This is a genomic window from Pseudomonas sp. ADPe (genome assembly GCF_014843515.1).
GTDB classification, from domain to species: Bacteria; Pseudomonadota; Gammaproteobacteria; order Pseudomonadales; family Pseudomonadaceae; genus Pseudomonas; species Pseudomonas citronellolis.
In genome coordinates this window covers 5307159-5333605 of sequence record NZ_CP062122.1, presented here as the reverse complement: position 1 = coordinate 5333605, position 26447 = coordinate 5307159, and the positions used below count along the sequence as shown (strand labels likewise).

Here is a 26447-nt window from a genome sequence, read left to right as displayed (position 1 = left end):
CGCTCAGAGGCGGGCTATGGGTGTCGCTTGTAGTGAGGGTTTTTCCGTGATCGTGGAAAAAAGTCAGAGGGCTGGGCCGACCAGGGCTTTCAGGTTCTCGGCGGTCTCCTTGGCTGCCTGGGCTTCTGCGATCAGGAGCAGGTTCTTCTCCTGCAGTCGGTCGATCTGCTCGGTGTTGCGGCTGACCTCCACGTTGTTGGCGGCGGTCAGTTGTTCGAGCTGGTCGATGACCTTCTGGAAGGACTTGAGGATCTTGTTGAGCTGGATCATGCGGGCCTCTCGTCGGGAGGTAAGGCCGAGAGGCGAATTATGCGTGTGCGGTTAGTGGGGCTGGCCGGTTGGGGCGCGATACCGCTGCAGCCCTTGTACGGACTGGTGCTGCCAACTATTGGGTTTTGCATTTAATTCAGCACTGTAAATAACGCGAAAGTGGGAACGTTGAAGCGCCCCGATACGGTTTGCTATCTGTAGCGAATCTGAAAAATGAATCGGAGGATTCAGCCAATGATCGGTAGTCAATTTGGCTTCAGCATCTCTATTGGGAAAGCACGCTTTTGCTTATTCATCGGTGACGTGTATATCCGAGTGCCGAGGTGCTTTGAGCTGGCCTGGAATAGCACTGGTTTCTGTTTCGGCAAGGATGGAGCGTGAGGTGTATGGAGCCCCCATTCAGCAAGCACGCCCTGGCCTATGACCGGTATGCACTTGTCCAGCTTTTCAAGGCGATTGAGGAGTTCCGTGGCATTGATCCAGAGATGCCGGCACAAGGCATCGCATTGTTCCTCTACTCGGCGATCTACCCAGGCTGCACGATGACGGATCTGCAGAAGAACCTTGGGATCACCCAATCGTCCTGTTCAAGAAACGTCTCGGCCTTGTCGGAATGGCATCGTCTTGAAAAACCAGGACTCGGATTGATAGTGGCATCGCCAGATCCGATGGAGCGCCGTAGGAAGATCGTGCAGTTGACCGAGAAGGGGGAAAAACTAGCTTTATCCCTGACCGAGGCAGTGATGAACCCGGTTCGACTGTCGTCGTTCTCGAAGGTGGCACGGTAAAAAATAACCCCCAGCACCAAGCCGATAGGTCGGCCTCCTGGCTTTCCAGGTTAAGGGTGATGGGGGTTCTGTCAGTTGCTGCTCGTTGGTGCCAGCCGGAGTCATCTGCTGGGCTGCTTTCCATCTGCGCTTGTCTGCAGCCAGGATCTCGCTCAGCAGCGGATGTTGGGCGGTGCCTCCGACAGTCGCAGCCAAGCCCGAAGTGCTCCGACTCCTGGTCTTCCTCACTTCGCTGGCGATGCTCTTCATGAGCGAGAGCCTTCTGTTGATCTCTGCTTGGATCGAGCTACCAGCTTGAAGTCGGTCTGCCAGGCGATGCACAGCAGGTACACCAGGGGAACCAAAGGCCAGAGAAGCAGGGCGCCCAGGAAGATCAGTTCAGGTAGACGCATCAGGCTACCTCCGCTGGGGTCTTGAGACGGTCGAAAGGCTTGTGGGTGTAGGTATTGCCAGTTCGTTTGCTTTTCATGGCGTAGATGTTCCTTTTTGTTCAGCCGTCAGAGTCCCTTCCATCCATGCCACCAGCTCCCATCTACAGGGAAAGCACGGACGGCTCGGACGGCTGGACAAAACGGGCTGGGTTTGAGGGGTATCTGCAAGGGATGCAGGGTTGATGCTTGGCGACTTGCCCAAGAGTTCCCTGGTGCTTGGATGCCATCCATGAGCCAAAGCCAGGGCAGCAGTGGCTGCCTAGGTTCTGTACGAAAAGTCGCTGTAGGAAGAGTCGCTGATACATAGTGGCGGGGGCGCCCGCCTTTGATCATGCAGAGCCTATTCGGCATAATACTTGGCTAGATAGCCGTATCCGGTATCGGCGGTTCCAGGGACTGCCTCTGGCCAGGATGTTGCCGCAACTTCTGTTCTTTTTAGCTGCTCGGGTCAGCAATGGCTCTTTTCGATTGGCTAAAGCTGGGCGGAGGCAATACAGGTTATTTCGTTAAGGGATGCAAGTGCCCGTGGTGATTTGCCGGGCAAACAGGGAGTTATAGATGAAGGAAAAAGTCATTGCCCCACAGCGGGTGCTTTTCATCGGCCAAGAGTTGTCCATCCCGGAAGTCGCCGAGCAAGCGCAGGTATGTTGTGCCGAAATCATACGAGTGGCCCAAGAGCGGGGACTTCAAGTCGCTGGCCCTTGGGTGTTCGTCTCCCACAAGCTGCCTGACAATGCCAGCGACCGCTTCCGGATCGAGTTTTGCCTGCCAGTGGAGGGTAGCCTGGGCGAGCCAGTTGGTGCAGTCGAATGCAAGCTGCTAACGGCCATGCGCTGTGTCCATGACGACTACCGCGGACCACTCGCCGACCTCTTTGTCCGAGGCTATGCGGAGCTCGTCGAGAAGGCCCGCACGGCTGGCCATAAACTGACCGGCGAAAGCCGTGAGGTTTATCACAGCTGGCAGGGTGCGGACTCGCTGGTCAATCACATAGAGCTGCAGTTTGGCATCCTCTGAGATTGCACTTGGTTTCTATAAGAAAGTACGGCCTTAGGCATCGCAGCGTGCAAGCCGGCGCGGCCATTGCGGCAAAACTCCTTGCGAGTTGTCGTAACGTGTGCCGATTCTCCGGTTCTCTTTGAGACAGCCAAACATCCGCTCGATGATATTCCGCTGTCGGTATTACGGATGATCAAACAGTCGGGATGGTCCTGGCTTGGGTTTGCACACACTGTGGTGGAGTCGATCATCCACGTACCCAGGTCAATCAGACCCCTCTGATCCATCCGGACGTGCAAGCGCTCAAGTACTCGGTCAAGCGTGCCGTCGTCTCGCCATTCACGGAGCCGTTGATAAAACGTCGACCACGGGCCGATACGCTCTGGCAGAACCAGGCTGCTCTGGAGCGGAGGATCCAAAAGATGCGGTTGAGCACCAGCGGATCATGACTTCGAGGTCGGCTCATTTTCTGTTCCGGGGAAGCCAGATCCTTGATCAACTGCCAGGGCTGATGGATGACAGAGGCGAATGGGGAGACTCCTGGGCGTAGTCATCTGGAGGTACATAAAAATGAGCAGGAGGAGGGCTGACAGAGATGCTTCCGCTTCCTGACAGCCACTGACAGGGATGATCACTGACAACATCGCCATCGGTGATCATCGATCCTGTGTCAGCAGAATCGGTGGGCATCAAGAGCAACTTGCGGTGCAGCTTGAAGAGCACCTGCCAGTGTCCTCCGCAAGACAGGCTTGATGCTGTCTCATTGCTTCGTTCTTCATTGATGGATTGATGGTAATGACCATGGATGAAGGACAGCTCAAAGACACTCATAGAGTGGCTTCGCCATCCACCGCTACACCCCGCGAGTCATCGCAGGTAGCCAGCCTCGACTGGGTGCCATCACCTCCCAGCCAGCTATGTCAGGTTCGTCATCACCCGTGACTGCTGGCCGATTGGTCGGGGCAGTGAGAGGGGCTGTACGCCTGAAGCTCAAAGTAGCAGTAGGTACTCGGCGGTCGCCTCGCTGGGCTGTTGCCTTTCCCTGACTCAATCCATCCCTACGGCTGTTTGCGGCGGGGATGACCGAGCGTCATGGTCGAGGATTGAACGTCCGAGGTTGCGCGCTCTGTCCTCCATAACTGTGTGTTAATCGATCTTCGTCGAACGTGCTGCGATCTTGCTGATATGGCATTAGTGGCAAGCTGGCTGCTCCTCGTTGGTAGCAGAGCACGTGATGGCACTCTGGTCTGCTCCGGTTATAGCCATGCGTTTGATTGGCTCTCGTCTGTAGTAAGCTCATCGGCATTTGTGTATTACTGCGTGGAGATGTGCCTTGGTCACTGGAGATGTAGAGAAGCGTTTGTGGGCTGTAGCTGACCAACTATGGGCCAACACGGGGTTGAGGCCGGGGGAGTTCTCGGTGCCTGTTCTGGGGCTGATCTTCCTGCGATATGCCGAGAAGATGTACGCCGCTGCCGAAGAGAAGCTGGGGCCGATTGGCTCTGGTGGTCGCCGCAAGGTCAGCAAAGATGATTATCTGGCCGAGGGCGTGATCTTCCTTCCAGAGAAGGCCCGCTTCTCCTATCTGCAGACCCTTACCGAGGGCGATGTTATCGGTCTGGCGATCAACGAAGCCATGAAGGCCGTTGAGGAAGAGAATGTCGACCTCAAAGGCGCTCTGCCTCGCAACTACGTCCAGCTTGGTAACAAGGTGCTGCTGGAGCTGATCAAGCTGCTCGGCCCGGTGGATCTCAGTGGGGATGCTTTCGGTAAGGTCTACGAGTACTTCCTGGGCAACTTCGCGCTGAAGGAAGGCCAGAAAGGCGGGGTCTTCTATACCCCCGAGTCCATCGTGAAGCTAATCGTCGAGATCATCGAGCCGTTCCATGGCCGGATCTTCGACCCGGCTTGTGGTTCCGGCGGTATGTTCGCCCAGTCGGCTGACTTCGTTAAGCGTCACCACAAGACGGCGATGGAAGAAATCTCCATCTTCGGCACCGAGAAAGAGCAGGTCACGGTCAACCTCAACAAGATGAACCTGGCTGTGCATGGCCTGTCGGGTGATGTGCGCATTGCTAACACCTACTACGAAGACCCTCACGAGGCAGTTACTCGTGATGGTGGGCGCTTTGATTTCGTTATGGCCAATCCGCCGTTCAACGTATCGGGTGTCGACAAGGAGCGTCTTGAGGGCGATTTGCGGTTTCCGTTCGGAGTACCGAAGACCGACAACGCCAACTACCTCTGGATCCAGCTCTTTTACGCATCGCTGAACAAGAACGGTCGCGCTGGTTTCGTTATGGCGAACTCGGCAGGTGATGCCCGAGGCAGCGAGCAGGTGATCCGGCAGAAGCTGATTGAGAGCGGTGCAGTCGATGTGATCGTGTCGGTCGGCTCGAACTTCTTCTACACCGTGACTCTGCCTTGCACCCTGTGGTTCTTCGACCGAGCGAAAGAGCGTGATGCCGAGCGCGCAGACAAGGTTCTGTTTATCGACGCTCGCCACATCTACCGGCAAATCGACCGGGCACACCGTGACTTCAAGCCTGAACAGATCGAGTTTCTTGCCAATATCGTGCGGCTGTACCGTGGGCAAGCGCCGGAGCTGGAACTCGGCAGTACTGAGCTGCTGGCCGAGAAGGGGCTGGGCGATGGCTATGTGGATGTGCCTGGGCTTTGCAAGGTTGCTACTCGGGAGGAGATTGAAGCACAGGGCTGGTCGTTGAATCCTGGCCGATACGTGGGTGCTGCTGCTAGAGAGGCTGAGGATATCGATTTCACTGCTCGACTGGAGCAGTTGGCTGAGGAATTAGAGGCTCTCAGTTCTGAAGCAAGGGGGCTGGAAGAAAGCGTTTTGTCGAACATATCTTGTATCTTAGATGGCAAAGCCTATGAGAATGCAGGAGTCTTCAATGACTAACTGCCCTTATCCTATTGTGGATTTGAAGGACTATGTCTTTTTTCAGGAGGGCCCTGGACTTAGAAAATGGCAATGGACTGAAGAGGGAATGAAGGTTATCAATGTAACCAATATTCTTTCGGATGGGTCTGTCGATATATCGAATACTAGTAGGTTCATCTCGCTGGATGAGTTCAGGCAAAAGTATTCACATTTTGCCGTCGAGGCGGGTGATGTTGTTGTTGCAAGCTCGGGAAATACCTATGGGAAGGTTGGTAGAGTCAGAGCTTGTCACCTACCAATTATGATGAACACAAGCGTCATTAGGTTTCATCCGATCAATTCTAATAAACTGCACCCGGACTATTTGTACGCCTTTCTCAGATCAGACTTCTTTAGAGGTCAGATTGAGCGTTTTGTGGTTGGTTCCGCTCAGCCGAACTTTGGGCCAACTCATGTAAAGCTAATGCAGTTAATCTTGCCTGACTGGGAGCATCAGTGCCGTATCGCTTCAATTGTATCCGCTTACGACGACCTAATCGAAAACAACACGCGCCGCATCGAGATCCTCGAAGAAATGGCGCGGCGGTTGTACGAGGAGTGGTTCGTTCAGTTCCGCTTTCCGGGGTATGAGGGAGTGAAGTTCAAGGAGAGTGAGCTTGGGTTCATTCCTGAAGGCTGGGATTTCGTTCCATTGGGCGATATCTACCGAACAGGGTCGGGAGGAACTCCGAGTCGCAAGAATCCTGAGTTTTATGGCAGTGATTATCGCTGGGTAAAAACAAAAGAACTCCAGGATTGTCCTGTCTTCGATACTGAGGAGAGGATCAGTGAGGAGGGGCTTAAAAAATCGTCAGCAAAGCTATTCCCTCGCAATACTGTACTGATTGCTATGTATGGCGCGACTATTGGTCGTTTGGGAGTTCTTCAAGAAGAGTCTGCAACGAATCAGGCCTGTTGTGCGATCCTGCCAAATAGTCAAGGTTGCGGGTGGGGCTACGCCTATCTAAGTCTTTTTTCCAGGCGTCAAGCTCTGATTGATCTCAGAGCCGGCGCTGCGCAGCAAAACATTAGTCAGGATGTGATAAAGAAGTTCAGGTTATTGAGGGCTTCTGATGAGGTACACGAGCAATTCGAGATGGCCGTGACTCCGTTTTTGACACTATGTTTTGCTCTTTACAGGAAGAACGCCAACCTCCGAGCGCAACGTGATCTTCTCCTCCCCAAGCTAATCTCCGGTGAGATCGACGTATCCAATATCCCCATGCCGACCTAAAAGGAGTTCAGGCGCATGAGTCCAGCAGCACCGCATTCGCACGACTATTCCGAGGACACGTTGGTCGAGCAGCCAGCCATTGCGCTGTTCGAGTCTCTCGGCTGGGAAACTGGGAGTCTCTACGCAGAGTGGACAGGTAGCTCCTCCAGCGAAGGTCGACAGACCCAGCAGGATGTGGTGCTGGAGGGGCGTCTTCGGGCTGCACTCAGCAAGCTCAATCCTGATCTGCCCAACGAGGCTATCAATCTGGTGGTCGAAGAGTTGGCCCGAGATCGCTCCAAGCTGCTGCCGGTCAACGCTAATCAGGAGGTCTACCGGCTGCTGAAGGATGGGGTTCCTGTCTCGGTCACCGATGAGCACGGGCACAACACGCTCAAGGTGGCCAAGGTCATCGACTGGGGCTGCGTTGAGGAGAACGACTTCTTTCTAGCCTCCCAGTTCTGGGTGAAGGGGGACTACCACACACGGCGCACTGATCTGCTGGGCTTCGTGAACGGTATCCCGCTGTTGTTCGTTGAGCTGAAGGCAACGCACAAGACGCTCAAGGCCGCTTACGACGACAACCTCACCGACTACCGCACGGTCATCCCGCAGCTCTTCACCTACAACGGCGCACTGATGCTTTCGAACGGTTCTCAGACGGTGGTGGGTAGCACCTTCTCGCCTTGGGAACATCTGTTCGAGTGGAAGCGGATCAATGATGAAGGTGAGAAGGGCGTCGTCTCCCTGGAAACAGCCATCAGGGGCATCGGTGAGCCTTCCAGGCTGCTGGATATCGTCGAGAACTTCACCGTCTTCGAGGACGTGGCTGGTGGTGTGATCAAGAAGATCGCCAAGAATCACCAGTACCTGGGGGTCAATAAAGCCATCGCCGAGGTCTGGCGTACCAAGGATCGTCCCAAGGATCAGGCTGGGCGGTTGGGCGTCTTCTGGCACACCCAAGGGTCAGGCAAGTCTCTGTCGATGGTCTTCTTCGCTCAGAAGATCCTTCGCAAGATCCCAGGCAACTGGACGTTCGTGATCGTCACCGACCGCAACGAACTGGACGAGCAGATCTACAAGACCTTCGCCGCTACAGGTGCTGTGGGTGAGGTCGAGGCACATGCCACCAGCGGTGCTCACCTCAAGCAGTTGCTCAGCGAAGATCACCGCTACGTCTTCACGTTGATCCAGAAGTTCGGCACGAAGAAAGGCGAGGTCTACCCGCAGCTCTCTGACCGCCAGGACATCATCGTCATCACCGACGAAGCTCACCGTTCCCAGTACGACACCCTGGCCATGAACATGAGGACGGCACTCCCGAATGCCGCCTTCCTGGGTTTCACCGGGACGCCACTGATGGCTGGCGAGGAGAAGACCAAAGAGGTCTTCGGTGACTACATCTCGGTCTATGACTTCGGCCAGTCCATCGCTGACGGTGCCACGGTTCCGCTGTACTACGAGAACCGCATTCCCGAGATGCAGCTAATCAATGACAACCTCAACGAGGACATGGCGGCGCTTCTCGAAGAGGCTGAGCTGGATGAGGAGCAGGAGCGTAAAGTCGAGCAGGTCTTCGCCCGTGAGTACCACCTGATCACCCGAGAGGATCGACTAGAGGCTATCGCCAAGGATCTGGTGAACCACTTCGTTGGGCGTGGTTACCAGGGCAAGGCCATGCTGGTGTGCATCGACAAGGCCACCGCCGTCCGCATGTACAACAAGGTTCAGGATCACTGGAAGACGTATCTGGCTGACCTGAAAGCTCAGCTCGCAAAGGCTCCCAAGGAGCAACAGGAGGAGTTGCAGCACAAGATCCAGGTGATGATATCGACCGACATGGCGGTGGTTGTCTCCCAAGGTCAGAACGAGGTGAAGGAGCTAGCCGACAAAGGGCTGGATATCATCCCGCACCGTAAGCGCATGAATGAGGAGAGCCTGGGCGAGAAGTTCAAGGATTCCAAGGATCCGCTGCGGTTGGTCTTCGTGTGCGCCATGTGGATCACCGGCTTTGATGTGCCGTCTTGCTCGACCATCTACCTCGACAAGCCGATGAAGAATCACACCCTGATGCAGACCATTGCTCGAGCCAACCGGAAGTATCCGGGCAAGGAGGCGGGGCTGATCGTCGACTATGTTGGGGTCTTCCGTAAGCTGCAGGAAGCCTTGGCGATCTACGGTGGGGCTTCTTCTGGCGAAGGTGGTGAGGGTGAGCCAATCAAGAACAAGTCCGAGCTGGTCGAGTACTTGAAGCACCTGCTTGCCAGGGGGATCTCGTTCTTGTCCGAGCATGGTGTGAATGCCCAGGCCATCAAGGATGCTCAAGGCTTCGAGAAGGTGGCCAAGCTGGACGATGCGGTTGAGCAACTCATTGCCAATGAGGAAACCAAGAACAGCTTTATGAGTCAGGCCCGGATTGTGTCTCGGGTCTACAGAGCGATTCTTCCTGATCCCGATGCCAATGAGCTTGCTCCTGATGCTGTGCTGATCTCCGTGATTGCCCAGAAGATCAAGGCACTGGCTCCACCCGTCGACATCTCCGAGGTAATGCAGCAGGTCGAGGAATTGCTGGATCGCTCCATCGCTCCGGTGCCTTACATCATCAAGGAAGACGACGATCAGCCACTGCATGACCTCAGCCAGATCGACTTCGAGAAGCTCAAGGAGAAGTTCAATCAGGGTCGCAAACGCACCGAGGCCGAGAAGCTCCGTGCTTTGCTGAGCATGAAATTGGAAACCATGCTGACCGAGAACCCCACTCGCAAGGACTTCATGGAGAAGTTCCAGAAGCTGATCGATGCCTACAACTCTGGCAGCCTGAACATCGAGGTGTTCTTCAAGGAGCTGGTGTATCTCACTGCTGATCTACAGGTCGAGGATCAACGAGCTATCCGCGAGAACCTCTCGGAAGAAGAGCTAGCCCTGTTCGACATCCTGACCAAGCCAGTGCCTGAACTTGCAGATAAGGAAAGGGCGCAGGTGAAGAAGGTCTGCAAGGAGCTTCTGGATACACTGAAGGCCGAGAAGCTGGTGCTCGACTGGCGCAAGAAAGACAGGGCCAGAAGTGATGTGCAGCGTACTCTGGAGATCGTCTTCGACCGGGGATTGCCTGAGAGTTACGACGAGGGGATCTACAACGAGAAGTGCGAGATGGCCTTCCACCACATCTTCACGAGCTACTACGGGGCTGGTGAGAGCGTGTACTCGGCCATGCGTTAATGGTGCTTGGGGGGCAAAAAATAATGCACCCCCTAACACGCAACCTCGCCTATACGGCTGCAGCTTGTGGCACTCGCAGCACTCTGCAAGCCCGCTTCACCGCAGCCGTTGAAATCCCCCAGTGCTTGGCCGTATCCGCGATGCTGGCCTCGTTCTCTTTCCTCCAGATGGCCACAGCCTGATCATCGATCACCTTCGGTGCGCCCAGCTTCTTGCCCTGCGCCCTGGCTCGCTCGATCCCGGCCATCTGGCGGGCCTTGATGTTGGCTCGTTCCAGCTCAGCTACTGCAGCCAGCATGGTGAGCATGGCCTTACCGACTGCGCTGGATAGGTCGAAGCCTTCGCGCATCGAGACCACCGTCACGCCTTTGGCTTTCAGGGCTTCCACTGTTTCCAGAACGTCGATGGTATCCCTGCCCAGGCGGTCGATGGCTGCCACGACAACCGTGTCTCCCTTCCTGGCATAGGCGTGGAGTGCCTTGAAGCCCTCCCGTTGCAGTGCCTTGGTGGCTCCGCTGGTTGCCTCATCAGAGAACCACTCGTTCACATTGAAGCGTTGGCTAATGGCGTGGCGCTGGGCCTCAGTTGTTTGGTCGTCGGTACTGACTCGGACGTAGGCGATGGTGGCGGTCATGGCTAATAGCTCCTTGAGTGCCAGATGGATCACAAAGCTGGCTCAAGATGCTATTTGGTGGATCGGTAGAAATCAACAGTTCTGATCCATCTAGTGGCCGCAGCGCTTCGTCTGGCTCAAGCTGTGCTTAGCTTGGCTCGGAAGGTACACCTTCTGATCCACCCCAATACGCTCAGAACGCCTTTACCGCGCGGTACGTAGCTCGCACCTGTCCTGGCCCGGTGACTCCATCGATGGGCGGGGGGTGCCCCCTTTTTTCCCAGCGGTGAGGGGGGGTACCGGGGGAAACAGGACTGCATGGCTCGATAGATACCGGCTCGCATTTTTTGCCAAAAAATGGCCGCCTCAAGTGTCTTGACTGGTACAGGTAAGCAGTACAAGATCCACACAAGAAAGGCGACATGCCAAGCAAATCAAGGGCTTGCGGCGTCGGAATGCAGATCGAGGGTTCGAATCCCTCCCTCACCGCCAGATCAAAAAGCCCGGCTGACTGATGAAGTTAGCCGGGCTTTTTCGTTCCAGCGCGTTGCACTCGCAATGCACTCTTGCAATTGGCGACACAGTTAGTCGCCATTAGTTCCCAGCAGACTTTCGTCCTATCGCGTTTTAGCATTACTTCGGACGTCTATACTCGGATATTCCGCCCTCGCCTCGGCTCCTCCCAACAGCCCCGCTGTAGGGCAGCCGCGGACACTTGCACATTTTTTGCACAACTACCGGGCAATTAAGAGTTCAAGCAGGCCCGGCATGAAAAAAAAGTGCCGTACTTGCGCTTGGTCAGTTTACTTACTACAAGTAATGAGTACTATGTAGTCCGGCTAATTTCCCAGTCCCATGGGGAATTGCTTTAATGGAAATGTCCACCTTAAGGGGAACACGATGAACAACGTTCTGAAATTCTCTGCTCTGGCTCTGGCTGCTGTTCTGGCCACCGGTTGCAGCAGCCACTCGAAAGAAACCGAAGCCCGTCTGACCGCTACTGAAGACGCCGCTGCCCGTGCCCAAGCCCGCGCTGACGAAGCCTATCGTCACGCTGACGAAGCTCTGGCCGCTGCTCAGAAAGCCCAGCAGACTGCTGACGAGGCTAACGAGCGCGCTCTGCGTATGCTGGACAAAGCCAGCCGCAAGTAATAGATCCTCGGATCTGTTCGAAAAGCCGACCTCTCGAGGTCGGCTTTTTTATTGCCCGGACTTTCTCCTAGGCAATGAAAAGCCCGCGGACCTTGCGGTCGGCGGGCTCGGCACAACGGCGCAGGCGTCAGGGCATCTGCACGGTGGTGTTCTCGCTGGCAGCCACCGAGGAACCGGGCTGCTGCGGCATGGCGATGGCCACCGGCAGGCCGTCTTCGGCGGCCACCACTTCGCGCACCACGTTCCAGTCCATCTGCATCTGGTTGGCGATGTCTTCACGCTTGAGCAGCGCATTGATCACCGCGGTGTGCTTGTCCACGACCGAGGGGTTGCCGTGGTCGTCGATCGGCGTATGGGCCTCGAGGTAGATCTTGCCTTCGCTGCGGCCGAACTTGTACGGCTCGTTGATGATGCGCACCGAAGTGCCCACCGGCACCATCGGGAACAGCTCGGTCACGTCGCCGTTGTACATGCGGAAGCAACCGTGGCTGGTGCGGGTACCGATGCCGAACTTCTTGTTCGAGCCGTGGATCAGGTAGCCGGGAACGCCCAGGGACATCTTGAACGGGCCCAGCGGGTTGTCCGGCCCCGGCGGCACCACGGTCGGCAGCGGGTCGCCGTCGGCGGCGTGCTCGGCGCGGATCGACGCCGGCGGGTACCAGGCCGGGTCCTTGGTCTTGGCGACGATGCTGGTGTGGGCGATGGGCGAGCCCCAACCCTCGCGGCCGATACCCAGCGGGTAGGTGTAGACCACGTTCTTGCCTTTGGGGAAGTAGTACAGGCGGTACTCGGCGATGTTGATCACGATGCCTTCGCGCGGGCCCGGCGGCAGGATGAAGCGCGTCGGGATGATGACCTCGGTGCCCACGCCGGGCAGCCAGGCGTCGACGCCCGGGTTGGCGGCGAGCATTTCCTGGTAGCCCAGGTCATAGGTCTGGCCGAGGTCGGCGAAGGTGTCTTCGTACTTGGCCTTGATGACCTGCACCTGGCCGACGATATCCTCGCCGGGCGCCGGCAGCGGCAGCTCGAGGGCGGAAACGGGGCCGGCCGAGAGCAGCGCGGCAAAAGACAGCGAGCAGGCGGCGATAACACGCGACAACATCCGGAGATCCTTGGCGAGAGCACAGTTGACAGAGGGGGCGGTAGTGTACCACTCAGACCCTATTTTCCGGGAGAGTTCACAATATCCAGGAAAATCGTTGCCCGCGTTTTTCCTGTTCCAGACGTTTCAGGCATTCCGGGCACAGCCGCCGGTCACGCAGCTGCGGCCGCCGGGCCTCGCGCCAGAGCGGTTGCGCCGGCAGCAGGCCGCCGCAGAGGGTGCGGTCCGCGGGGGAGCCGAGCTCCAACTGCCGGGCGACGAGATGCACGCGCACCTCGCGGCAGGCGAACAGATCGAGCTGGGAATCGGGTTCGATCAGCTGGTAGGCGAAGAGGGTCCAGGCGGGGCGGGACATGGCGGCTCCTGAAGGGTGCGCAAACATAGCGGAAAGCCCCCGCGCGGGGAAGCCTTCCGACAGCCCGGCGATCAGAGCAACGGCTTGAGCTGCGGCCAGACGTTCTCCAGCAGGCGCGGCTGCGCGGCCACGGCCGGATGGATGCCGTCGGCCTGCATCATCTGCGGCACGCCGCCCACGCCGTCGAGGAAGAACGGCACCAGCGGCACCCCGCCCTGCTCGGCGACTTGCTGGAACACCCGGGCGAAAGCCTGGGTATAGCGTTCACCATAGTTGGGCGGCAGGCGCATGCCCAGCAACAGCACCTTGGCCCCGGCCTGGCGCGAGGCCGCGACCATCGAAGCAAGATTCTGTTGCAATTGCTGCGGCGCCTGCCCGCGCAGGCCATCGTTGCCGCCCAGCTCGATCACCACGACGCTGGGTTTCTCCCCGGAAAGCAGCGCCGGCAGGCGCGCCAGGCCGCCGGCGCTGGTGTCGCCGCTGACCGAGGCATTGACCACCCGGTAGTCGAAACCCTCGTCCTTCAGCCGCTGCTCCAGCAGGCTGACCCAGCCGCGGCCGGTATCCACCCCCAAACCGGCGCTGATACTATCGCCGACGACCAGCAGCGTCTGCGCCGCGGCTTGCTGGGCGACCAGCAGCAACGCCAGGCAGACGCTCGATAGCCATGCACGCATCGGACCCTCCATGAGCGAAAGCATTCTCACCGCGCGCAACCTTAGCAAGGTCGTTCCCAGCGCGGAAGGCGAGCTGACCATCCTCCACGACCTCTCCCTGGCCCTGCAGCGCGGCGACAGCCTGGCCATCGTCGGCAGCTCCGGCTCCGGCAAGTCCACCCTGCTCGGCCTGCTGGCCGGGCTCGACGAGCCCAGCGGCGGCAGCGTCGAACTGGCCGGGCACCGCCTGGGCGAGCTCGACGAGGACCAGCGCGCGCGGGTGCGCGCCGCCCACGTCGGCTTCGTCTTCCAGTCGTTCCAGTTGCTCGACAGCCTCGATGCCCTGGAAAACGTCATGCTGCCCCTGGAGCTGGAAGGCCGCGGCGATGCCCGCGAGCGCGCCCGCACCCTGCTCGAGCGCGTCGGCCTGGGCCAGCGCCTGACCCACTACCCGCGCCAGCTCTCCGGCGGCGAGCAGCAGCGCGTCGCCATCGCCCGCGCCTTCGCCGCCGAACCCGACGTGCTGTTCGCCGACGAGCCCACCGGCAACCTCGACAGCACCACCGGCGAGCGTATCAGCGACCTGCTCTTCGAACTCAACCGCGAGCGCCGCACCACCCTGGTCCTGGTCACCCACGACGAGCGCCTGGCGCACCGCTGCCAGCGGCAGATCCGCCTGGAAAGCGGCCACCTGATCGACCACGCGGAGCCCTGAGCCGATGAAGTCGCTGCCGCTGTCGCGCCTGTTCGGCCTGGCCCTGCGCCAATTGCTGCGCGAGTGGAGCAGCGGCGAGCTGCGCGTGCTGTTCTTCGCCCTGCTGGTGGCGGTGGCCGCCAGCTCCGCCATCGGCTACTTCAGCGCACGGCTGAACGGCGCCATGCTGGTGCGCGCTTCGGAATTCCTCGGCGCCGACCTGGTCCTCAGCGGCACCCAGCCGGCCGCCCCGGAGCAGATCGACAGCGGCAACCGCCTGGGCCTGAAGCACGCCTACAGCGTCGAGTTCTCCAGCGTCATCGCCACCGACCAGGGCATCCAGCTCAGCAGCGTCAAGGCGGTGGACGACAGCTACCCGCTGCGCGGCGAGCTGAAGAGCGCAGCGGCGCCCCTGGAGCCGGAACGCGCCGGCGGCCGGCCGCAACCCGGCGAGGTCTGGGTGGAGTCGCGGCTGCTCACCAGCCTCGACCTGAAGGTCGGCGACAGCATCGAGATCGGCCGCCAGGCCCTGCGCATCGCCCGCGTGCTGACCTACGAGCCGGACCGCGCCGGCGACTTCTACAGCCTCACCCCGCGGGTCATGATGAACCTGCACGACCTAGAGGCCACCGGCGTGGTCCAGCCCGGCAGCCGGGTGCGCTACCGCGACCTCTGGGAAGGCGACGGCCAGGCCCTGCAGGCTTACCGCCGCGCGGTGGAACCGGGGCTTGCGGCGAACCAGCGGCTGCTCGACGCGCACCACGGCAACCGCCAGATCGGCGACGCCCTGGAACGCGCCGAGCGCTACCTGAACCTCGCCAGCCTGGCGGCCATCCTCCTCGCCGGCGTGGCGGTGGCGCTCTCGGCCAACCGCTTCGCCGCCCGCCGCTTCGACGCCAGCGCCCTGCTCCGCTGCCTGGGCCTGACGCGCCGCGAAGCACTGCTGCTCTATGGCCTGCAGCTGTTCAGCCTGGGCCTGGCCGCCAGCCTGCTCGGCGCGCTGCTCGGCTACCTGGCGCAGCTCGGCCTGGTGACGCTGCTGGGCGACCTGCTGCCGCCACAGATTCCGCCGGCCGGGCCAGTGCCGGCGCTGGCCGGCGTGGCCACCGGCCTGGTCGCCCTCGCCGGTTTCGCCCTGCCGCCGCTGGCCGCCCTGGGCCGGGTGCCGCCGCTGCGGGTGCTGCGCAGCGACCTGCTGCCAGTACCCATGCGCAGTTGGCTGGCCTACGGCTGCGCGCTGCTGGCGCTGGGCCTGATCATGTGGCGGCTGAGCCTGGACCTGCGCCTGACCCTGGCCCTGCTGGGCGGCGGCGTGGTCGCCGCAGCCATCCTCGGCGCCCTGCTGCTGCTCGCCCTGAACGGCCTGCGCCGCCTGCTGTCGCGCGCCAGCCTGCCCTGGCGCCTGGGCCTGGGCCAGTTGCTGCGCCACCCGCTGGCCGCCGCCGGGCAGAGCCTGGCCTTCGGCCTGATCCTGCTGGCCATGGCGCTGATCGCCCTGCTGCGCGGCGAACTGCTGGACACCTGGCACGCCCAGTTGCCGGCCAACGCGCCCAACTATTTCGCCCTGAACATCCTGCCGGCGGAAAAGGACGCCTTCGAAGCCCGCGTGCGCCAGGTCTCGCCCAACGCCGAAGGGCTGTTCCCCATGGTCCCCGGGCGTCTGGTCGCGGTGAACGGCCAGCCGGTGCAGGCGCTCAGCGAAGACGTGCGCAGCGAGCGCGCCCTGCAGCGCGACCTCGGCCTGACCTGGTCGCAGAAGCTGCCCGCCGGCAACCAGCTGGTGGCCGGGCGCTGGTGGGGCAATGCGCCAGCCGGCGAACTGCCCGGCGTCTCGGTGGAGGAAAAGCTCGCCGGCAACCTCGGCATCAAGCTCGGCGACCGCCTGAGCTTCAACGTCGCCGGGCAGACCCGCGAAGTGCAGGTGCAGAGCCTGCGCTCGGTGAAGTGGGACAACTTCCAGCCGAACTTCTTCATGGTCTTCCAGCCCGGCACCCTCGCCGACCTGCCGGTGACCTACCTGACCAGCTTCTACCTGCCCGCCAGCGACCAGCGCAGCGCCATCGAGCTGGCCCGAGCCTTCCCCACCGTCACCCTGCTGCCGGTGGACGTGCTGCTGGCACAGCTGCGCAGCATCCTCGACCAGGTCACCCTGGCGGTGGAATACGTGCTGGTGTTCGTCCTCGCCGCCGGCTTCGTAGTGCTCTTCGCCGGCCTGCAGGCCACCCTCGACGAGCGCCTGCGCCAGGGCGCCCTGCTGCGCGCCCTGGGCGCCGAGCGCGAGCTGCTGCAACGCACCCGGCGCAGCGAGTTCGCCCTGCTCGGCGCGGTCAGCGGCGTGCTGGCGGCCCTGGGCTGCGAGCTGATCAGCTACCTGCTCTACAGCCTGGTGTTCCAGTTGCCCTGGCATCCGCACCCCTGGCTGCTCGGCCTGCCGCTGCTGGGCGCGTTGCTGGTGGGCGGCGCTGGGCTGTTCGGCACCCGCCGGGCGCTGACCCTGAGCCCGCTGCGCCTGCTCCGCGAAGGCTGATAGACTCCCTGACCTGCCCAGCCACAGCCGGAACCCCATGAGCCGCTATCGCCCGCCGCGCACCGCCGGAACCCCGTTGATCACCCCCGAAGGCGAAGCGCGCCTGCGCGCCGAACTGCACGAACTGTGGAACGTGCGCCGCCCCCAGGTGACCCAGGCGGTGAGCGAGGCGGCCGCGCTCGGCGACCGTTCGGAGAACGCCGAGTACATCTACGGCAAGAAGATGCTGCGCGAGATCGACAGCCGCGTGCGCTTCCTGCGCAAGCGCCTGGAGAACCTCAAGGTGGTGCGCGACCGTCCGGGCGACCCGAACAAGGTCTACTTCGGCGCCTGGGTGACGCTGGAGGACGAGGACGGCGAACAGGCTCGCTACCGCATCGTCGGCCCGGACGAGCTGGACCTGCGCAGCAACCAGATCAGCATCGACTCGCCCCTGGCCCGCGCCCTGGTGGGCAAGGAACTGGACGCCGAAGTAGTGGTGCGGACGCCGGCGGGCGAGAAGCTCTGGTTCGTGGTCGAGATCGACTATCCCTGAGCGAAGCCCCGCGGTGCAATCGCTGACAAGGCCCGCTCCTACGGTCTCAGGAAGCACGGCTTTTCGTAGGATGGCGTTGAGCGAAGCGATACCCATCAGCGCATGGGTTTCGCAAGCTCAACCCATCCTACGAAGAGCACCTCGGCGCAAGACAGTTGCTCCTACGGGGGGAAGAATGCCGTGCAACCTGTAACGGGCCCTGCCCGCGAATCGCGCGCAGGGCGCGCTCCTACAGGGAAATGACATCGGCGCACGGGCTTTCCCCTCACCCCAGCCCTCTCCCGGAGGGAGAGGGGGCTAGTCCGTGCCGAGAGGAGGCCTGGTTTCAGCCGGCGATCCCTGTGCTAGCCGGCTAACGCCGAAACACCAACGCACTCCGAACGGTCCCCTCCCGGAGGGAGAGGGAGCCAGGCCGTGCCGAGAGGAGGCCTGGTTTCAGCCGGCGATCCCTGTGCTAGCCGGCTAACGCCGAAACACCAACGCACTCCGAACGGTCCCCTCTCCCTCCGGGAGAGGGTTAGGGTGAGGGGGCCGCAGGCCTGCCCGCGATTTCGCGCGCAGGGCGCGCTCCTACAAGGGAATGGCGCGGGCGGGGCAGCGTAGGAGCGGATCTCATCCGCGAATCGCGCCGGAGGTTTCGGCTATCGCGGACAAGGTCCGCTCCTACGGGTGGAGGAATACCGTGCCTCCCGGCAACCTGTAGGAGCGGGCCCTGCCCGCGAAATCGCGCGCAGGGCGCGCTCCTATATGGAATGGCGCGGGCGGGGCAGCGTAGGAGCGGATCTCATCCGCGAATCGCGCCGGTGGTTCCGGCTATCGCCCCCTCAGAACACCGGCGGCCGGCGGGTGATCAGCCCCTGGCGGGCGACGCGGGTCAGCTCGTGGACCAGCGGCTGCAGTTCCTCGGCGCGCGGCGACTGGATCACCGCGAAGTCGAAATGGTCGCGGGGGAAGCGGGCGATTTCCGCGAGGTCGGCGGCGAACTGGATAAGGAAAGTGCGCGAGCCCTGCCAGCGCTTCGGCCAGCCTTCGAGGTAGCGAACCAGGGTGGGCTGATGGTGGCCGCACAGGAGGATGCGCGGGTTGCGCCGCAGCAGGCCGGTGGTGATGGGGGCCAGGCGCACCTGGGGATTGGGACAGGTCATGGTGTCATGTCTCCGCCTCTGGGGTCCTGCTGGACGCGGCGAGAGGCACACCGAACCAGCGCTTTAGCGGTATTTCGATGCCCCTGAGGCATCAGCGCCCCGCAAGTTGCTACTTAAATCGGCGCTGTGCGGCATCCTAGAGAAGCCCCGGCGATACTGTCAAGGCGACTTCCGGCTGACGAGAGAGCCCCGATGAGCACCCCGCCCCTGCGTCTGTTCTTCGCCCTGCCCTGCCCGGAGGAAATCCGCGCGCCCCTGGCCGCCTGGCGCGACGGCCTGGTCATCGACGGCCAGCCGGTGGCGGCGGCCAACCTGCACCTCACCCTGGCCTTCCTCGGCTCGGTGCCGCGCGCCCGCAAGGCCGAGCTGCTGGCCCTGGGCGCAAGCCTGCCGCGCACGCCCTTCGAACTGTTGCTGGACCGCCTGGAACGCTGGCGCAACGGCATCCTGCACCTGGCGCCGACGACCATCCCGCCGGCGCTGCCCAGCCTGGTCCAGGCCCTGCAAGACGCCCTGCAGGTCAGCGGCTTCGAGATCGAGCGGCGGCCCTTCCGCCCGCACCTGACCCTGGCCCGCCACTGCCGCCATGCGCCCGATGCCGAGGCGCAATTCGCCTGGCCGGCCCGCGAGCTGGTGCTGTACAGCTCGGAAAACGGTCCCCACGGCGTGCATTACCGGGCCATCGGCCGCTGGCCCCTGGACGGCGAACGGCCGCTCAGCGATTGAGCGCCGCCCACGCCTCGGCGTAATCGAGGAAGCGGCGTAGCCCCTGGGTCGGGTACTTGTCCACGTGCAGCGCGCGGAAGAAGGTGCGCCGCAGCGGCCCCAGGGGATTGTCCAGGGCGACCAGCTCGCCGCTGGCCAGCTCGTCGGCCACCACCCGCCGCGACAGGCAGCTGATGCCGGCCCCGCTGGCCACCAGGTGTTTGATCGCCTCGGCGTTGCTCACCTCCAGCGGCGCCGCCAGGCTGCCCAGGCGCGGCAGCACCTGCTGCTCGAAGGTCACCCGGGTGCCGGAGCCGGCCTCGCGGAGGATCCAGCGTGTCGCCGCCAACTGCTCGAAGGTCACCTGCGCCGCCCGCGCCAGCGGATGCTCGGGCGCCGCGACCAGCAGCAACTCGTCCTCGACCCACGGCAACAATTGCACCTGGGGATGCTGGATGGGCGACTCGATGTAGGCCACGTCCAGGCGGAACTCGCAGAGCGCGGCCAGGATCTCGCGGCTGTTGGCCACCTGCAGTTGCAGGCGGCTGTCCGGCAGTTCGGCGAGGAACCCGGCCATCACCCGCGGCAGCAGGTAGCCGCCGATGCTGCGGCTGGCGCCCAGGGCCAGCTGCACCGGCGCGTGCTGGAACAGCGTCTCCAGCTCGGCGCCCTGGGCCAGCAGGGCGCAGGCCCGGGGATACAGGGCGCGGCCGTTGTCGTTGAGCGCCAGGCGCTTGCCGCTGCGGTCGAACAGGCGCGTCTGCAGGGTGCGCTCCAGCTCCTGCAACGCCTGGCTGGCCGCCGATTGCGAAAGCGCGATGGCGGCCGCCGCCTGGGTCACGTTGCCGTGCTCGGCGATGGCGGTGAAGGTGGCGAGCTGGCGCAGGGTGATTCGCGGGGCCATATCGATAAAACCGTTTGATCCAATAAGAACAATCCGTTTTTACACTAAGCACCCGCCGCGCACCATGACAGCACCTTACACAAGGAGCCCGTCATGCTTACCCGCCTGCGCCGCACGCCCTACCTGATCCCCGGCGCCCTGCTCTGCCTGCTGATCGCCGGCGCCGCCAACCTGCTGGTGAGCATCCCCGCCATCAGCCATCTCGGCCTGGGCAGCCTGACCCTGGCCATCCTCCTCGGCCTGCTGCTGGGCAACCTCGGCCTGGCCCGCTTCGGCGGCCTGCGCCCCGGCGTCGAGCTGTCGCGCCAGCAACTGCTGCGCCTGGGCGTGGTGCTCTACGGCCTGCGCCTGACCTTCCAGGACATCGCCGCCCTCGGCCCGGCGGCGCTGGTGATCGACGTGCTGATGGTCGCCAGCACCCTGCTGGTCGCCGGCTGGGTCGGCGTGCGCTGGCTCAAGCTGCCGCGCGAGAGCGCCCTGCTGATCGGCGCCGGCAGCGCCATCTGCGGCGCCGCCGCGGTCATGGCGAGCAGCCCGGTGCTGCGCGCCCGCGCCGAGCACACCGCCGTGGCGGTGGCCACCGTGGTGCTGTTCGGCACCCTGGCCATGCTCCTGCACCCGCTGCTGTTCGCCCACCTGCCGCACCTGTTCGGCAGCGCCAAGGCCTTCGGCATCTTCAGCGGCTCGACCATCCACGAGGTGGCCCAGGTGGTCGCCGCCGGCCGCGCCATGGACCCGGCCGCCGCCGACGCCGCGCTGATCAGCAAGATGCTCCGCGTCCTGCTGCTGGCCCCGGCGCTGCTCTGCCTGGGGCGCTTCGCCGCCAGCGAGGAAGCGGCCGGCGAAGGCAAGCGCCGCCTGCACATCCCCGGCTTCGCCGTGGCATTCCTGCTGGTCACCGGCCTGCGCTCGCTGGGCCTGGTGCCGGAAGCCTGGCTGGCGCCGCTGCAGCAGCTGGACGACGTGCTGCTGGGCATGGCCATGGCCGCCCTGGGCCTGGCCACCCGCCTCGGCGACCTGCGCCGCGAAGGCCCCAAACCGCTGCTGCTGGGCGCCGGGCTGTTCATCTTCCTGCTGGTGGGCGGCGGCCTGATCAACAGCGGCGTGCAGCACCTGCTGGGCTGAAGCACAATGAAAATAAAAAAGGCGGATGCCGGTGGGCATCCGCCTTTTTCATGGCCGCGGGGTCGCTCAGCTGGAGAGCTTGCGGTCCAGGGAGAAGGGACCGGCGCCGCTGATGAGCAGGGCCACGCTGATCATGATCAGGGTGAAGGCGTATTCGAAGCCGTTGTTGGTGATGAAGAAGCCGTTGGCGATGTGCACGCTGAACACGGCCACCAGCATGGCGACGATCAGCGGGATGCTGGCCAGGCGCACCAGCAGGCCGAGCACCAGGAACAGCCCGCCGAAGAACTCCGCGCTGCCCGCCAGGGTGGCCATCAGGTAACCGGGGGTCACGCCGAGGGATTCCAGCCACTGGGCCATGCCCGACAGGCCCGGGCCGCCGAACAGGCCGAAGAGCTTCTGCGAGCCGTGGGCCATGAAGGTCAGGCCGGTGGTGATGCGCAGCACGGCCAGGCCGACGCCGGCGTTGGTGGACAGAATGGATTTGACCAGAGTGTTCATGGTGCGTCCTTGTGCAGAGGAAAGGGTGAGGCAACCGTCGTTGCGTGAGAAGCAATATAGATCATTCAATCGATATAAAAAGCGCAAAAACACGCTAAAACATATCGGAAAGACCGATTACTTCTGGACGGAAGCTACCCGCTGCCGGGACTCCAACCCATCGCGCTCCCGCTGATAGGCAAGATAGTACTTGTTGACGCTGCTGACGTAGTTCACCACGCCCATGCCCACTTCCTGGGCCGCCACGCGCTCCACCTGGAAGAACCAGCGATCCGGGTTCAGGCCCTGGCGGCGGGCCTGGGCGCGCAGGCCCTGGACGCGCTCGGCGCCGATGTTGTAGGCGGCGAGGATGAAGCCCAGGCGCTCGTGTTCGTCCATGCGCGGGCTGTTGAAGTAGCTGCGGCGCAGCATGGCCAGGTACTTGCTGGCGGCCTGCACGTTGTTCTCCTTGCCTTCCACCGAACGCAGCCCGACGCTGCGCGCCGCCGCCGGGGTGACCTGCATCAGCCCGGTGGCGCCGGACGCGCCGCGGGCGCCGGGGGTGAGGTTGGATTCCTTGTAGGCCACCGCGGCCAGGGCCAGCCAGTCGAGGCGGTACTGCTCGGCGAAGCGCTGCAGGGTCGGGCGCACCGCTTCGAGCTTCTTGCGGTCGCCCTTCTCCAGCGGGTTGCGCACCTGGTAGGCGTGGCGGTACAGGCGCTGGAAGTTGCCGTCCTGCTCCGCCGGGGCGTGGTAGTCCTTGAGGAAGCGGTCGACGCTGGCGTGCAGCATGGAGGCGTCGCGGCGCACGTACCAGGTCATGTTCCGCCGGTTGTCGAGCACCAGGTGGCGGTCGATGCGGATCTTCTTGAACACCTTGGCCCAGCGCTCGGCGATCGGCTGTTCCACCACGGTGCAGGGATAGATGCCGGCCTGGACCATCTCCAGCACGTCTTCCACCGCCAGGGACGGGTCCACCCAGTCGATGCCGATGGGCGCCAGATGGCGTTGCGCCAGGCGCTCGTTGACCTGCCCGATGGCCTCGCCGGCGGCGCTGCCGGGGGCCAGGGCGATGCGCTTGCCGGCCAGTTGCTCCAGGCGCGCATAGCGCTTGTTGCCCTGGCGCGAGACCAGCACCAGCGGCACGTCCTGGCGCCACGGCAGGCTGGCGGCGACGTCCTGGCCGTCGCGGGCCACCAGCACCTCGCCGGGGGCGACCAGGTCGCCTTCGCCACGCAGCAGCGCGGCCAGCAGTTGATCCTTGGCCTTGGGAATGAACTTCAGGGTGAGCGGCTTGCGCCCGGGGGCGTTGTCGTTGAGGTATTGCTCGAAGGCGCGCAGGCGGTTGTACTCGACGCCGATGGGCTCGCCCTTGATCTCGCCGGAGCTGTTGCGGCTCTGGTTGACCAGCACGCGCAGCACACCGCTGCTGCGGATGCTGGCCAGGTCGCGGGTGTCGGCGCTCTCGCGCTGCCAGTTGTCCGGCTGGCTGGTCAGGCGCGCGGCCGCCGGCTGCGGCAGCAGTGCCAGCAGGCAGAGGGAGAGCAGCAGCAGTCGCGTCATCCAGGTCTCCAAGGATTGGTGATTCGCCGGCGGTCCTGAGAAACCGGCGTCCCTTACAAGTTCCCGGCCCCGAAAAAAGGGGCGCGAGCGTCTCACAAGCGGAGATCGATGCCAATCCAAAATTCCCGAAGCACTTTCACAAGTGCATTCAACAGGCTGTTTTTTAAGGCTTTCTTAAGAAAAAAGAAGATTCTGCTATGCTGCCCGCCCGAAGCCACAGGGGTCTGAAGATGTTTGATCACGACCGCGACGGCGCCTGTTTTTGTGCGGGACTAGGCGCGAGGAGAGCGGTTTGGTCATTCCAAATAAACGACGAGCAACGACGTACCGCACAAAAACAGGCCCGTCCCTTCGGGTTGCGCGGCAAATGGCGCCATGCGTCGTTGCGGGACTTGGCAAGGGGGCACCATTCCCGGCGTCCCGCGCCTAACCTGGCGCCATTTGACGCAGCAACGCGGTTCGTGATCAAACATCTTCAGACCCCGGTGAACCATGCAACTGATCGACATTGGCGTCAACCTCACTCATCCGACTTTCGCCAACCGTTTGCCGGCGGTCATCGAGCAGGCCATCGGCGCCGGCGTGGTGCAGATGGTGCTGACCGGCACCAGCCTCGACGAGAGCGAAGCCGCCCTGCACCTGTGCCGCGAACACGACGAAAGCGGCCAACGGCTGTTCTGCACCGCCGGCGTCCACCCGCACGATGCTTCGCAGTGGAACAGCGCCAGCGCCGCCACCCTGCGGGGCCTGCTGGCGGAAGACAGGGTACGCGCGGTGGGCGAGTGCGGCCTTGACTTCAATCGGGATTTCTCGCCGCGACCGCAACAGGAAAAGGCTTTCGAGGAGCAGTTGGCCCTGGCCGTGGAGCTGCAGCACCCGGTGTTCATCCACGAGCGCGACGCCGGCGAGCGCCTGCTGGCCATCCTCAAGGGCTTCCGCGACCAGTTGCCGGCCGCCGTGGTGCATTGTTTCACCGGCGAGCGGCGCACGCTATACAACTATCTCGATCTCGACCTGCACATCGGCATCACCGGCTGGATCTGCGACGAGCGCCGCGGCACCCACCTGCAGGAGCTGGTGCGGGAAATCCCCCGCGGCCGCCTGATGCTGGAGAGCGACGCCCCCTACCTGCTGCCGCGCAGCCTGCGGCCAAAGCCGAAGCACGGGCAGAACGAGCCGGCCTTCCTCCCCGAGGTGTTGCGCATCACCGCCCTGCATCGCGGCGAGACGGAAGACGACCTGGCGGCCCATACCACGGCCTGCGCCCGGCGCTTCTTTGGCCTGTCGGAAATTGCCGAACAAGGCTGACGAATACCCCTCAAGAATGTCCGGAAAGCGACGCTAACCTGGGAGGCGAAGCTGTCTTGACCCTCATCAAGACAGACTTCTTCTCTTCAACGAGAATGAAGGCCAAAAGCTATCATTCCCACTACAAGAAGCATCCCCATGGGCGCCTGGATCCGCGATATCTCTCTGAAGTACAAGTTCTGGGCCGTGAACGCGGTCGCCTTCTTCACCACCTTGCTGCTCGTGCTGTTCGCCATGCACCAGGAGGTGGACGCACGCAACCAGGCCGCCCGCCAGGGCGCCGAGGCCCAGGCCCGGCTGCTGCAGAACTGGCCGGCCGGCACGGCGCTGCCCAGCGCCGACAACCTGCTGAGCTTCGCCAGCGGCAGCGCCCCGCAACTGCCGGGCGTGGACACCGGCGCGCTGGCTCGCGGCAACGGCTGGGTCGACCTGGGCGGCGCCTCCAGCCGCCTCGGCCCGCTGGCCGGCGCCTGGGTGCGGGATGCCGGCGACGGCCAGCGCATCGCGGTGCTGGCCCCCGGGGCCGATCTCTGGCAGGTGTTCGGCGAGCGCGCCCTGGCTTACGCCGGCGCGGTGCTGGTGCTGATGATGGCCCTGCTGGCCGCCTCGCAACTGCTGATCCGCTTCATCCTCACCCACCTGCTGAAGCTGCGCGATGTGATGCAGCACGTGGAGCGCAGCGGCGACCTTTCCGCCCGCGTGCCGCTGGACAGCCGCGACGAGGTGGGCCAGATGGCCACTGCCTTCAACGCCATGCAGGCCGGCTACCAGCGCGTGGTCGGCACCGTGGCCCAGGCCGCCGGGCGCCTCGACGAAGGCGCGCGCACCCTCGCCCAGAGCATGGGCCAGGTGCGCCAGGGCATGCTCGGCCAGCAGAGCGAGACCGACCAGGCCGCCACCGCGATCAACGAGATGTCCACCACCGTGCACCACATCGCCCAGCACGCCGCCGACACCCGCGACCAGTCGCAGGAAGCCGACCGCCTGGCCGGCGCCGGCCAGCAGGTGGTGGGCCGCGTCGGCGAGTCCATCGCCGGGCTGTCCCAGGGTGTGCAACAGACCGCGCAGATGATCCAGCAGTTGGCCGAGGACAGCCAGAAGATCAGCAGCGTGGTCAGCGTCATCCATGGCATCGCCGAGCAGACCAACCTGCTCGCCCTCAACGCCGCCATCGAGGCCGCCCGCGCCGGCGAGATGGGCCGCGGCTTCGCCGTGGTGGCCGACGAGGTACGCAACCTGGCCAAGCGCGTGCAGGACTCCACCGACGAGATCACCCAGATGATCAACGCCCTGCAGTCCGGCACCCGCGACGCCGTGGAATTCATGCAGGAAAGCTCGATCAAGGCCGACGGCTGCGTCGAGCAAGCCCAGGAGGCCGGCGAGGCGCTGGCGGCCATCGCCGGTGCGGTGGCGCTGATGCGCGAGAGCAACACGCAGATCGCCGTGGCCGCCGAGCAGCAGAGCCAGGTGGCCGAGGAGATGACGCGCTCGGTGGTGGGCATCCGCGACGTCACCGAGCTGACCGTGCAGCAGACGGTGGATTCGGCCGGCACCAGCCACCAGTTGGCCGAGCTGGCCGGCGAGCTGAGCCGGGCGATCCGCCAACTGCGCCTGTAATCGCCCCGCCCTGCCACGCGGCCCGGCATTGTCCGGGCCGCGTCGTTTCCGGCTATCGAAGCCATAGGCGATAGTCACTCGCCGCGCACCCGCCAGAGACCTAGA

24 protein-coding genes and 1 pseudogene are annotated in these 26447 nt (G+C 63.1%); 13 read left to right on the top strand and 12 right to left on the bottom strand.

What is annotated here, in order from left to right; genetic code table 11:
* Positions 1-63: 63 nt before the first annotated feature.
* Complete coding sequence (locus IG194_RS24305; protein WP_058488978.1) at positions 64-270, bottom strand: hypothetical protein; 207 nt, start codon at positions 268-270, stop codon at positions 64-66.
* A gap of 386 nt (positions 271-656) precedes the next feature.
* Between IG194_RS24305 and IG194_RS24300 the strand changes: the two genes are divergently transcribed.
* A complete protein-coding gene (locus IG194_RS24300) occupies positions 657-1058 on the top strand; it encodes a MarR family winged helix-turn-helix transcriptional regulator (RefSeq protein ID WP_058488977.1) in 402 nt (133 codons plus the stop codon).
* A gap of 245 nt (positions 1059-1303) precedes the next feature.
* Here IG194_RS24300 and IG194_RS24295 read toward each other — a convergent pair whose 3' ends face one another.
* The gene (locus IG194_RS24295) at positions 1304-1450 is read right to left on the bottom strand and encodes a hypothetical protein (protein WP_168190971.1); all 147 of its coding nucleotides are present in this window, start codon (positions 1448-1450) and stop codon (positions 1304-1306) included.
* Positions 1451-2047: 597 nt separating this feature from the next.
* Here IG194_RS24295 and IG194_RS24290 point away from each other — a divergent pair.
* On the top strand, positions 2048-2506 hold the full coding sequence (locus tag IG194_RS24290) for a hypothetical protein (protein ID WP_058167250.1): 459 nt from the start codon (positions 2048-2050) through the stop codon (positions 2504-2506).
* Here the strand turns inward: IG194_RS24290 and IG194_RS24285 are convergent.
* Together IG194_RS24285 and IG194_RS24280 are read right to left on the bottom strand one after the other, a co-directional pair.
* Positions 2472-3005 (bottom strand): annotated as a pseudogene (locus tag IG194_RS24285) (transposase). The gene IG194_RS24290 and the pseudogene IG194_RS24285 overlap by 35 nt on opposite strands.
* Entirely contained in the window at positions 2984-3319 is a 336-nt protein-coding gene (locus tag IG194_RS24280; RefSeq protein ID WP_141679842.1) for a hypothetical protein, read from the bottom strand. Before IG194_RS24280 ends, IG194_RS24285 begins: the two are co-directional and overlap by 22 nt.
* Positions 3320-3821: 502 nt before the next feature.
* Between IG194_RS24280 and IG194_RS24275 the strand changes: the two genes are divergently transcribed.
* From IG194_RS24275 to IG194_RS24265, 3 genes are read left to right on the top strand one after another with little or no spacing between them, the layout of a single operon-like run.
* Positions 3822-5408 (top strand): type I restriction-modification system subunit M, encoded by a 1587-nt coding sequence (locus IG194_RS24275; RefSeq protein ID WP_058488976.1) that lies wholly within the window; start codon positions 3822-3824, stop codon positions 5406-5408.
* Positions 5401-6663 (top strand): restriction endonuclease subunit S, encoded by a 1263-nt coding sequence (locus IG194_RS24270; RefSeq protein ID WP_160329407.1) that lies wholly within the window; start codon positions 5401-5403, stop codon positions 6661-6663. Before IG194_RS24275 ends, IG194_RS24270 begins: the two co-directional genes overlap by 8 nt.
* Positions 6664-6678: 15 nt before the next feature.
* Complete coding sequence (locus tag IG194_RS24265; RefSeq protein ID WP_058488974.1) at positions 6679-9861, top strand: type I restriction endonuclease subunit R; 3183 nt, start codon at positions 6679-6681, stop codon at positions 9859-9861.
* A gap of 49 nt (positions 9862-9910) precedes the next feature.
* Here IG194_RS24265 and IG194_RS24260 read toward each other — a convergent pair whose 3' ends face one another.
* The gene (locus tag IG194_RS24260) at positions 9911-10495 is read right to left on the bottom strand and encodes a recombinase family protein (RefSeq protein WP_058488973.1); all 585 of its coding nucleotides are present in this window, start codon (positions 10493-10495) and stop codon (positions 9911-9913) included.
* Between the two features lie 879 nt (positions 10496-11374).
* On the opposite strand from IG194_RS24260, the gene oprI reads away from it, so the two are divergent.
* Positions 11375-11626, top strand: coding sequence for an outer membrane lipoprotei OprI (gene oprI / locus IG194_RS24255; protein ID WP_024128796.1), 252 nt, complete (start codon positions 11375-11377; stop codon positions 11624-11626).
* Positions 11627-11753: 127 nt separating this feature from the next.
* Here the strand turns inward: oprI and IG194_RS24250 are convergent, their stop codons facing one another.
* The 3 genes from IG194_RS24250 to IG194_RS24240 all read right to left on the bottom strand — a co-directional run bounded on the left by IG194_RS24250 (position 11754) and on the right by IG194_RS24240 (position 13760).
* The gene (locus IG194_RS24250; protein ID WP_009623505.1) at positions 11754-12728 is read right to left on the bottom strand and encodes a L,D-transpeptidase family protein; all 975 of its coding nucleotides are present in this window, start codon (positions 12726-12728) and stop codon (positions 11754-11756) included.
* A 76-nt stretch (positions 12729-12804) separates the two neighbouring features.
* The gene (locus tag IG194_RS24245) at positions 12805-13083 is read right to left on the bottom strand and encodes a hypothetical protein (protein WP_058488972.1); all 279 of its coding nucleotides are present in this window, start codon (positions 13081-13083) and stop codon (positions 12805-12807) included.
* A 71-nt stretch (positions 13084-13154) separates the two neighbouring features.
* Positions 13155-13760: an arylesterase gene (locus IG194_RS24240; protein ID WP_058488971.1), complete on the bottom strand. Its 606-nt coding sequence runs from the start codon at positions 13758-13760 to the stop codon at positions 13155-13157.
* A gap of 10 nt (positions 13761-13770) precedes the next feature.
* On the opposite strand from IG194_RS24240, the gene IG194_RS24235 reads away from it, so the two are divergent.
* From IG194_RS24235 to greB, 3 genes are read left to right on the top strand one after another with little or no spacing between them, the layout of a single operon-like run.
* Positions 13771-14454, top strand: a complete 684-nt coding sequence (locus tag IG194_RS24235; protein WP_009623509.1) for an ABC transporter ATP-binding protein — start codon at positions 13771-13773, stop codon at positions 14452-14454.
* A 13-nt stretch (positions 14455-14467) separates the two neighbouring features.
* Positions 14468-16960, top strand: coding sequence for an ABC transporter permease (locus IG194_RS24230; RefSeq protein WP_141679844.1), 2493 nt, complete (start codon positions 14468-14470; stop codon positions 16958-16960).
* 37 nt (positions 16961-16997) lie between these two features.
* Positions 16998-17495, top strand: a complete 498-nt coding sequence (gene greB / locus IG194_RS24225) for a transcription elongation factor GreB (RefSeq protein WP_009623511.1) — start codon at positions 16998-17000, stop codon at positions 17493-17495.
* An 824-nt stretch (positions 17496-18319) separates the two neighbouring features.
* Here the strand turns inward: greB and IG194_RS24220 are convergent.
* Complete coding sequence (locus IG194_RS24220; protein ID WP_009621564.1) at positions 18320-18640, bottom strand: hypothetical protein; 321 nt, start codon at positions 18638-18640, stop codon at positions 18320-18322.
* A 192-nt stretch (positions 18641-18832) separates the two neighbouring features.
* Here IG194_RS24220 and thpR point away from each other — a divergent pair, with 192 nt between their 5' ends.
* Positions 18833-19366: an RNA 2',3'-cyclic phosphodiesterase gene (thpR, locus tag IG194_RS24215; protein ID WP_009621562.1), complete on the top strand. Its 534-nt coding sequence runs from the start codon at positions 18833-18835 to the stop codon at positions 19364-19366.
* Here thpR and IG194_RS24210 read toward each other — a convergent pair.
* Positions 19356-20249: a LysR family transcriptional regulator gene (locus IG194_RS24210; RefSeq protein ID WP_043316088.1), complete on the bottom strand. Its 894-nt coding sequence runs from the start codon at positions 20247-20249 to the stop codon at positions 19356-19358. The genes thpR and IG194_RS24210 overlap by 11 nt on opposite strands.
* Positions 20250-20342: 93 nt before the next feature.
* Between IG194_RS24210 and IG194_RS24205 the strand changes: the two genes are divergently transcribed.
* Positions 20343-21374, top strand: coding sequence for a YeiH family protein (locus IG194_RS24205; protein ID WP_058488969.1), 1032 nt, complete (start codon positions 20343-20345; stop codon positions 21372-21374).
* 66 nt (positions 21375-21440) lie between these two features.
* Here the strand turns inward: IG194_RS24205 and IG194_RS24200 are convergent, their stop codons facing one another.
* Positions 21441-21875: a DoxX family protein gene (locus IG194_RS24200; RefSeq protein ID WP_058488968.1), complete on the bottom strand. Its 435-nt coding sequence runs from the start codon at positions 21873-21875 to the stop codon at positions 21441-21443.
* Positions 21876-21992: 117 nt separating this feature from the next.
* Positions 21993-23417: a transglycosylase SLT domain-containing protein gene (locus tag IG194_RS24195; protein WP_058488967.1), complete on the bottom strand. Its 1425-nt coding sequence runs from the start codon at positions 23415-23417 to the stop codon at positions 21993-21995.
* A 492-nt stretch (positions 23418-23909) separates the two neighbouring features.
* On the opposite strand from IG194_RS24195, the gene IG194_RS24190 reads away from it, so the two are divergent.
* Positions 23910-24725, top strand: a complete 816-nt coding sequence (locus IG194_RS24190; RefSeq protein ID WP_058488966.1) for a TatD family hydrolase — start codon at positions 23910-23912, stop codon at positions 24723-24725.
* A 138-nt stretch (positions 24726-24863) separates the two neighbouring features.
* On the top strand, positions 24864-26342 hold the full coding sequence (locus tag IG194_RS24185; RefSeq protein ID WP_009621550.1) for a methyl-accepting chemotaxis protein: 1479 nt from the start codon (positions 24864-24866) through the stop codon (positions 26340-26342).
* Positions 26343-26447 lie beyond the last annotated feature (105 nt).

Bases quoted from the DNA above. Each gene is read 5' to 3' on its own strand.
- IG194_RS24295 (WP_168190971.1), bottom strand. From the start codon at position 1,450: ATGCGTCTACCTGAACTGATCTTCCTGGGCGCCCTGCTTCTCTGGCCT.
- IG194_RS24290 (WP_058167250.1), top strand. From the start codon at position 2,048: ATGAAGGAAAAAGTCATTGCCCCACAGCGGGTGCTTTTCATCGGCCAA.
- thpR (WP_009621562.1), top strand. From the start codon at position 18,833: ATGAGCACCCCGCCCCTGCGTCTGTTCTTCGCCCTGCCCTGCCCGGAG.
- IG194_RS24305 (WP_058488978.1), bottom strand. From the start codon at position 270: ATGATCCAGCTCAACAAGATCCTCAAGTCCTTCCAGAAGGTCATCGAC.
- IG194_RS24280 (WP_141679842.1), bottom strand. From the start codon at position 3,319: ATGAGTGTCTTTGAGCTGTCCTTCATCCATGGTCATTACCATCAATCC.
- IG194_RS24260 (WP_058488973.1), bottom strand. From the start codon at position 10,495: ATGACCGCCACCATCGCCTACGTCCGAGTCAGTACCGACGACCAAACA.
- IG194_RS24195 (WP_058488967.1), bottom strand. From the start codon at position 23,417: ATGACGCGACTGCTGCTGCTCTCCCTCTGCCTGCTGGCACTGCTGCCG.
- IG194_RS24270 (WP_160329407.1), top strand. From the start codon at position 5,401: ATGACTAACTGCCCTTATCCTATTGTGGATTTGAAGGACTATGTCTTT.
- IG194_RS24185 (WP_009621550.1), top strand. From the start codon at position 24,864: ATGGGCGCCTGGATCCGCGATATCTCTCTGAAGTACAAGTTCTGGGCC.
- IG194_RS24210 (WP_043316088.1), bottom strand. From the start codon at position 20,249: ATGGCCCCGCGAATCACCCTGCGCCAGCTCGCCACCTTCACCGCCATC.
- IG194_RS24250 (WP_009623505.1), bottom strand. From the start codon at position 12,728: ATGTTGTCGCGTGTTATCGCCGCCTGCTCGCTGTCTTTTGCCGCGCTG.
- oprI (WP_024128796.1), top strand. From the start codon at position 11,375: ATGAACAACGTTCTGAAATTCTCTGCTCTGGCTCTGGCTGCTGTTCTG.
- IG194_RS24205 (WP_058488969.1), top strand. From the start codon at position 20,343: ATGCTTACCCGCCTGCGCCGCACGCCCTACCTGATCCCCGGCGCCCTG.
- IG194_RS24245 (WP_058488972.1), bottom strand. From the start codon at position 13,083: ATGTCCCGCCCCGCCTGGACCCTCTTCGCCTACCAGCTGATCGAACCC.
- IG194_RS24235 (WP_009623509.1), top strand. From the start codon at position 13,771: ATGAGCGAAAGCATTCTCACCGCGCGCAACCTTAGCAAGGTCGTTCCC.
- IG194_RS24265 (WP_058488974.1), top strand. From the start codon at position 6,679: ATGAGTCCAGCAGCACCGCATTCGCACGACTATTCCGAGGACACGTTG.
- IG194_RS24300 (WP_058488977.1), top strand. From the start codon at position 657: ATGGAGCCCCCATTCAGCAAGCACGCCCTGGCCTATGACCGGTATGCA.
- IG194_RS24220 (WP_009621564.1), bottom strand. From the start codon at position 18,640: ATGACCTGTCCCAATCCCCAGGTGCGCCTGGCCCCCATCACCACCGGC.
- IG194_RS24200 (WP_058488968.1), bottom strand. From the start codon at position 21,875: ATGAACACTCTGGTCAAATCCATTCTGTCCACCAACGCCGGCGTCGGC.
- IG194_RS24240 (WP_058488971.1), bottom strand. From the start codon at position 13,760: ATGCGTGCATGGCTATCGAGCGTCTGCCTGGCGTTGCTGCTGGTCGCC.
- IG194_RS24190 (WP_058488966.1), top strand. From the start codon at position 23,910: ATGCAACTGATCGACATTGGCGTCAACCTCACTCATCCGACTTTCGCC.
- greB (WP_009623511.1), top strand. From the start codon at position 16,998: ATGAGCCGCTATCGCCCGCCGCGCACCGCCGGAACCCCGTTGATCACC.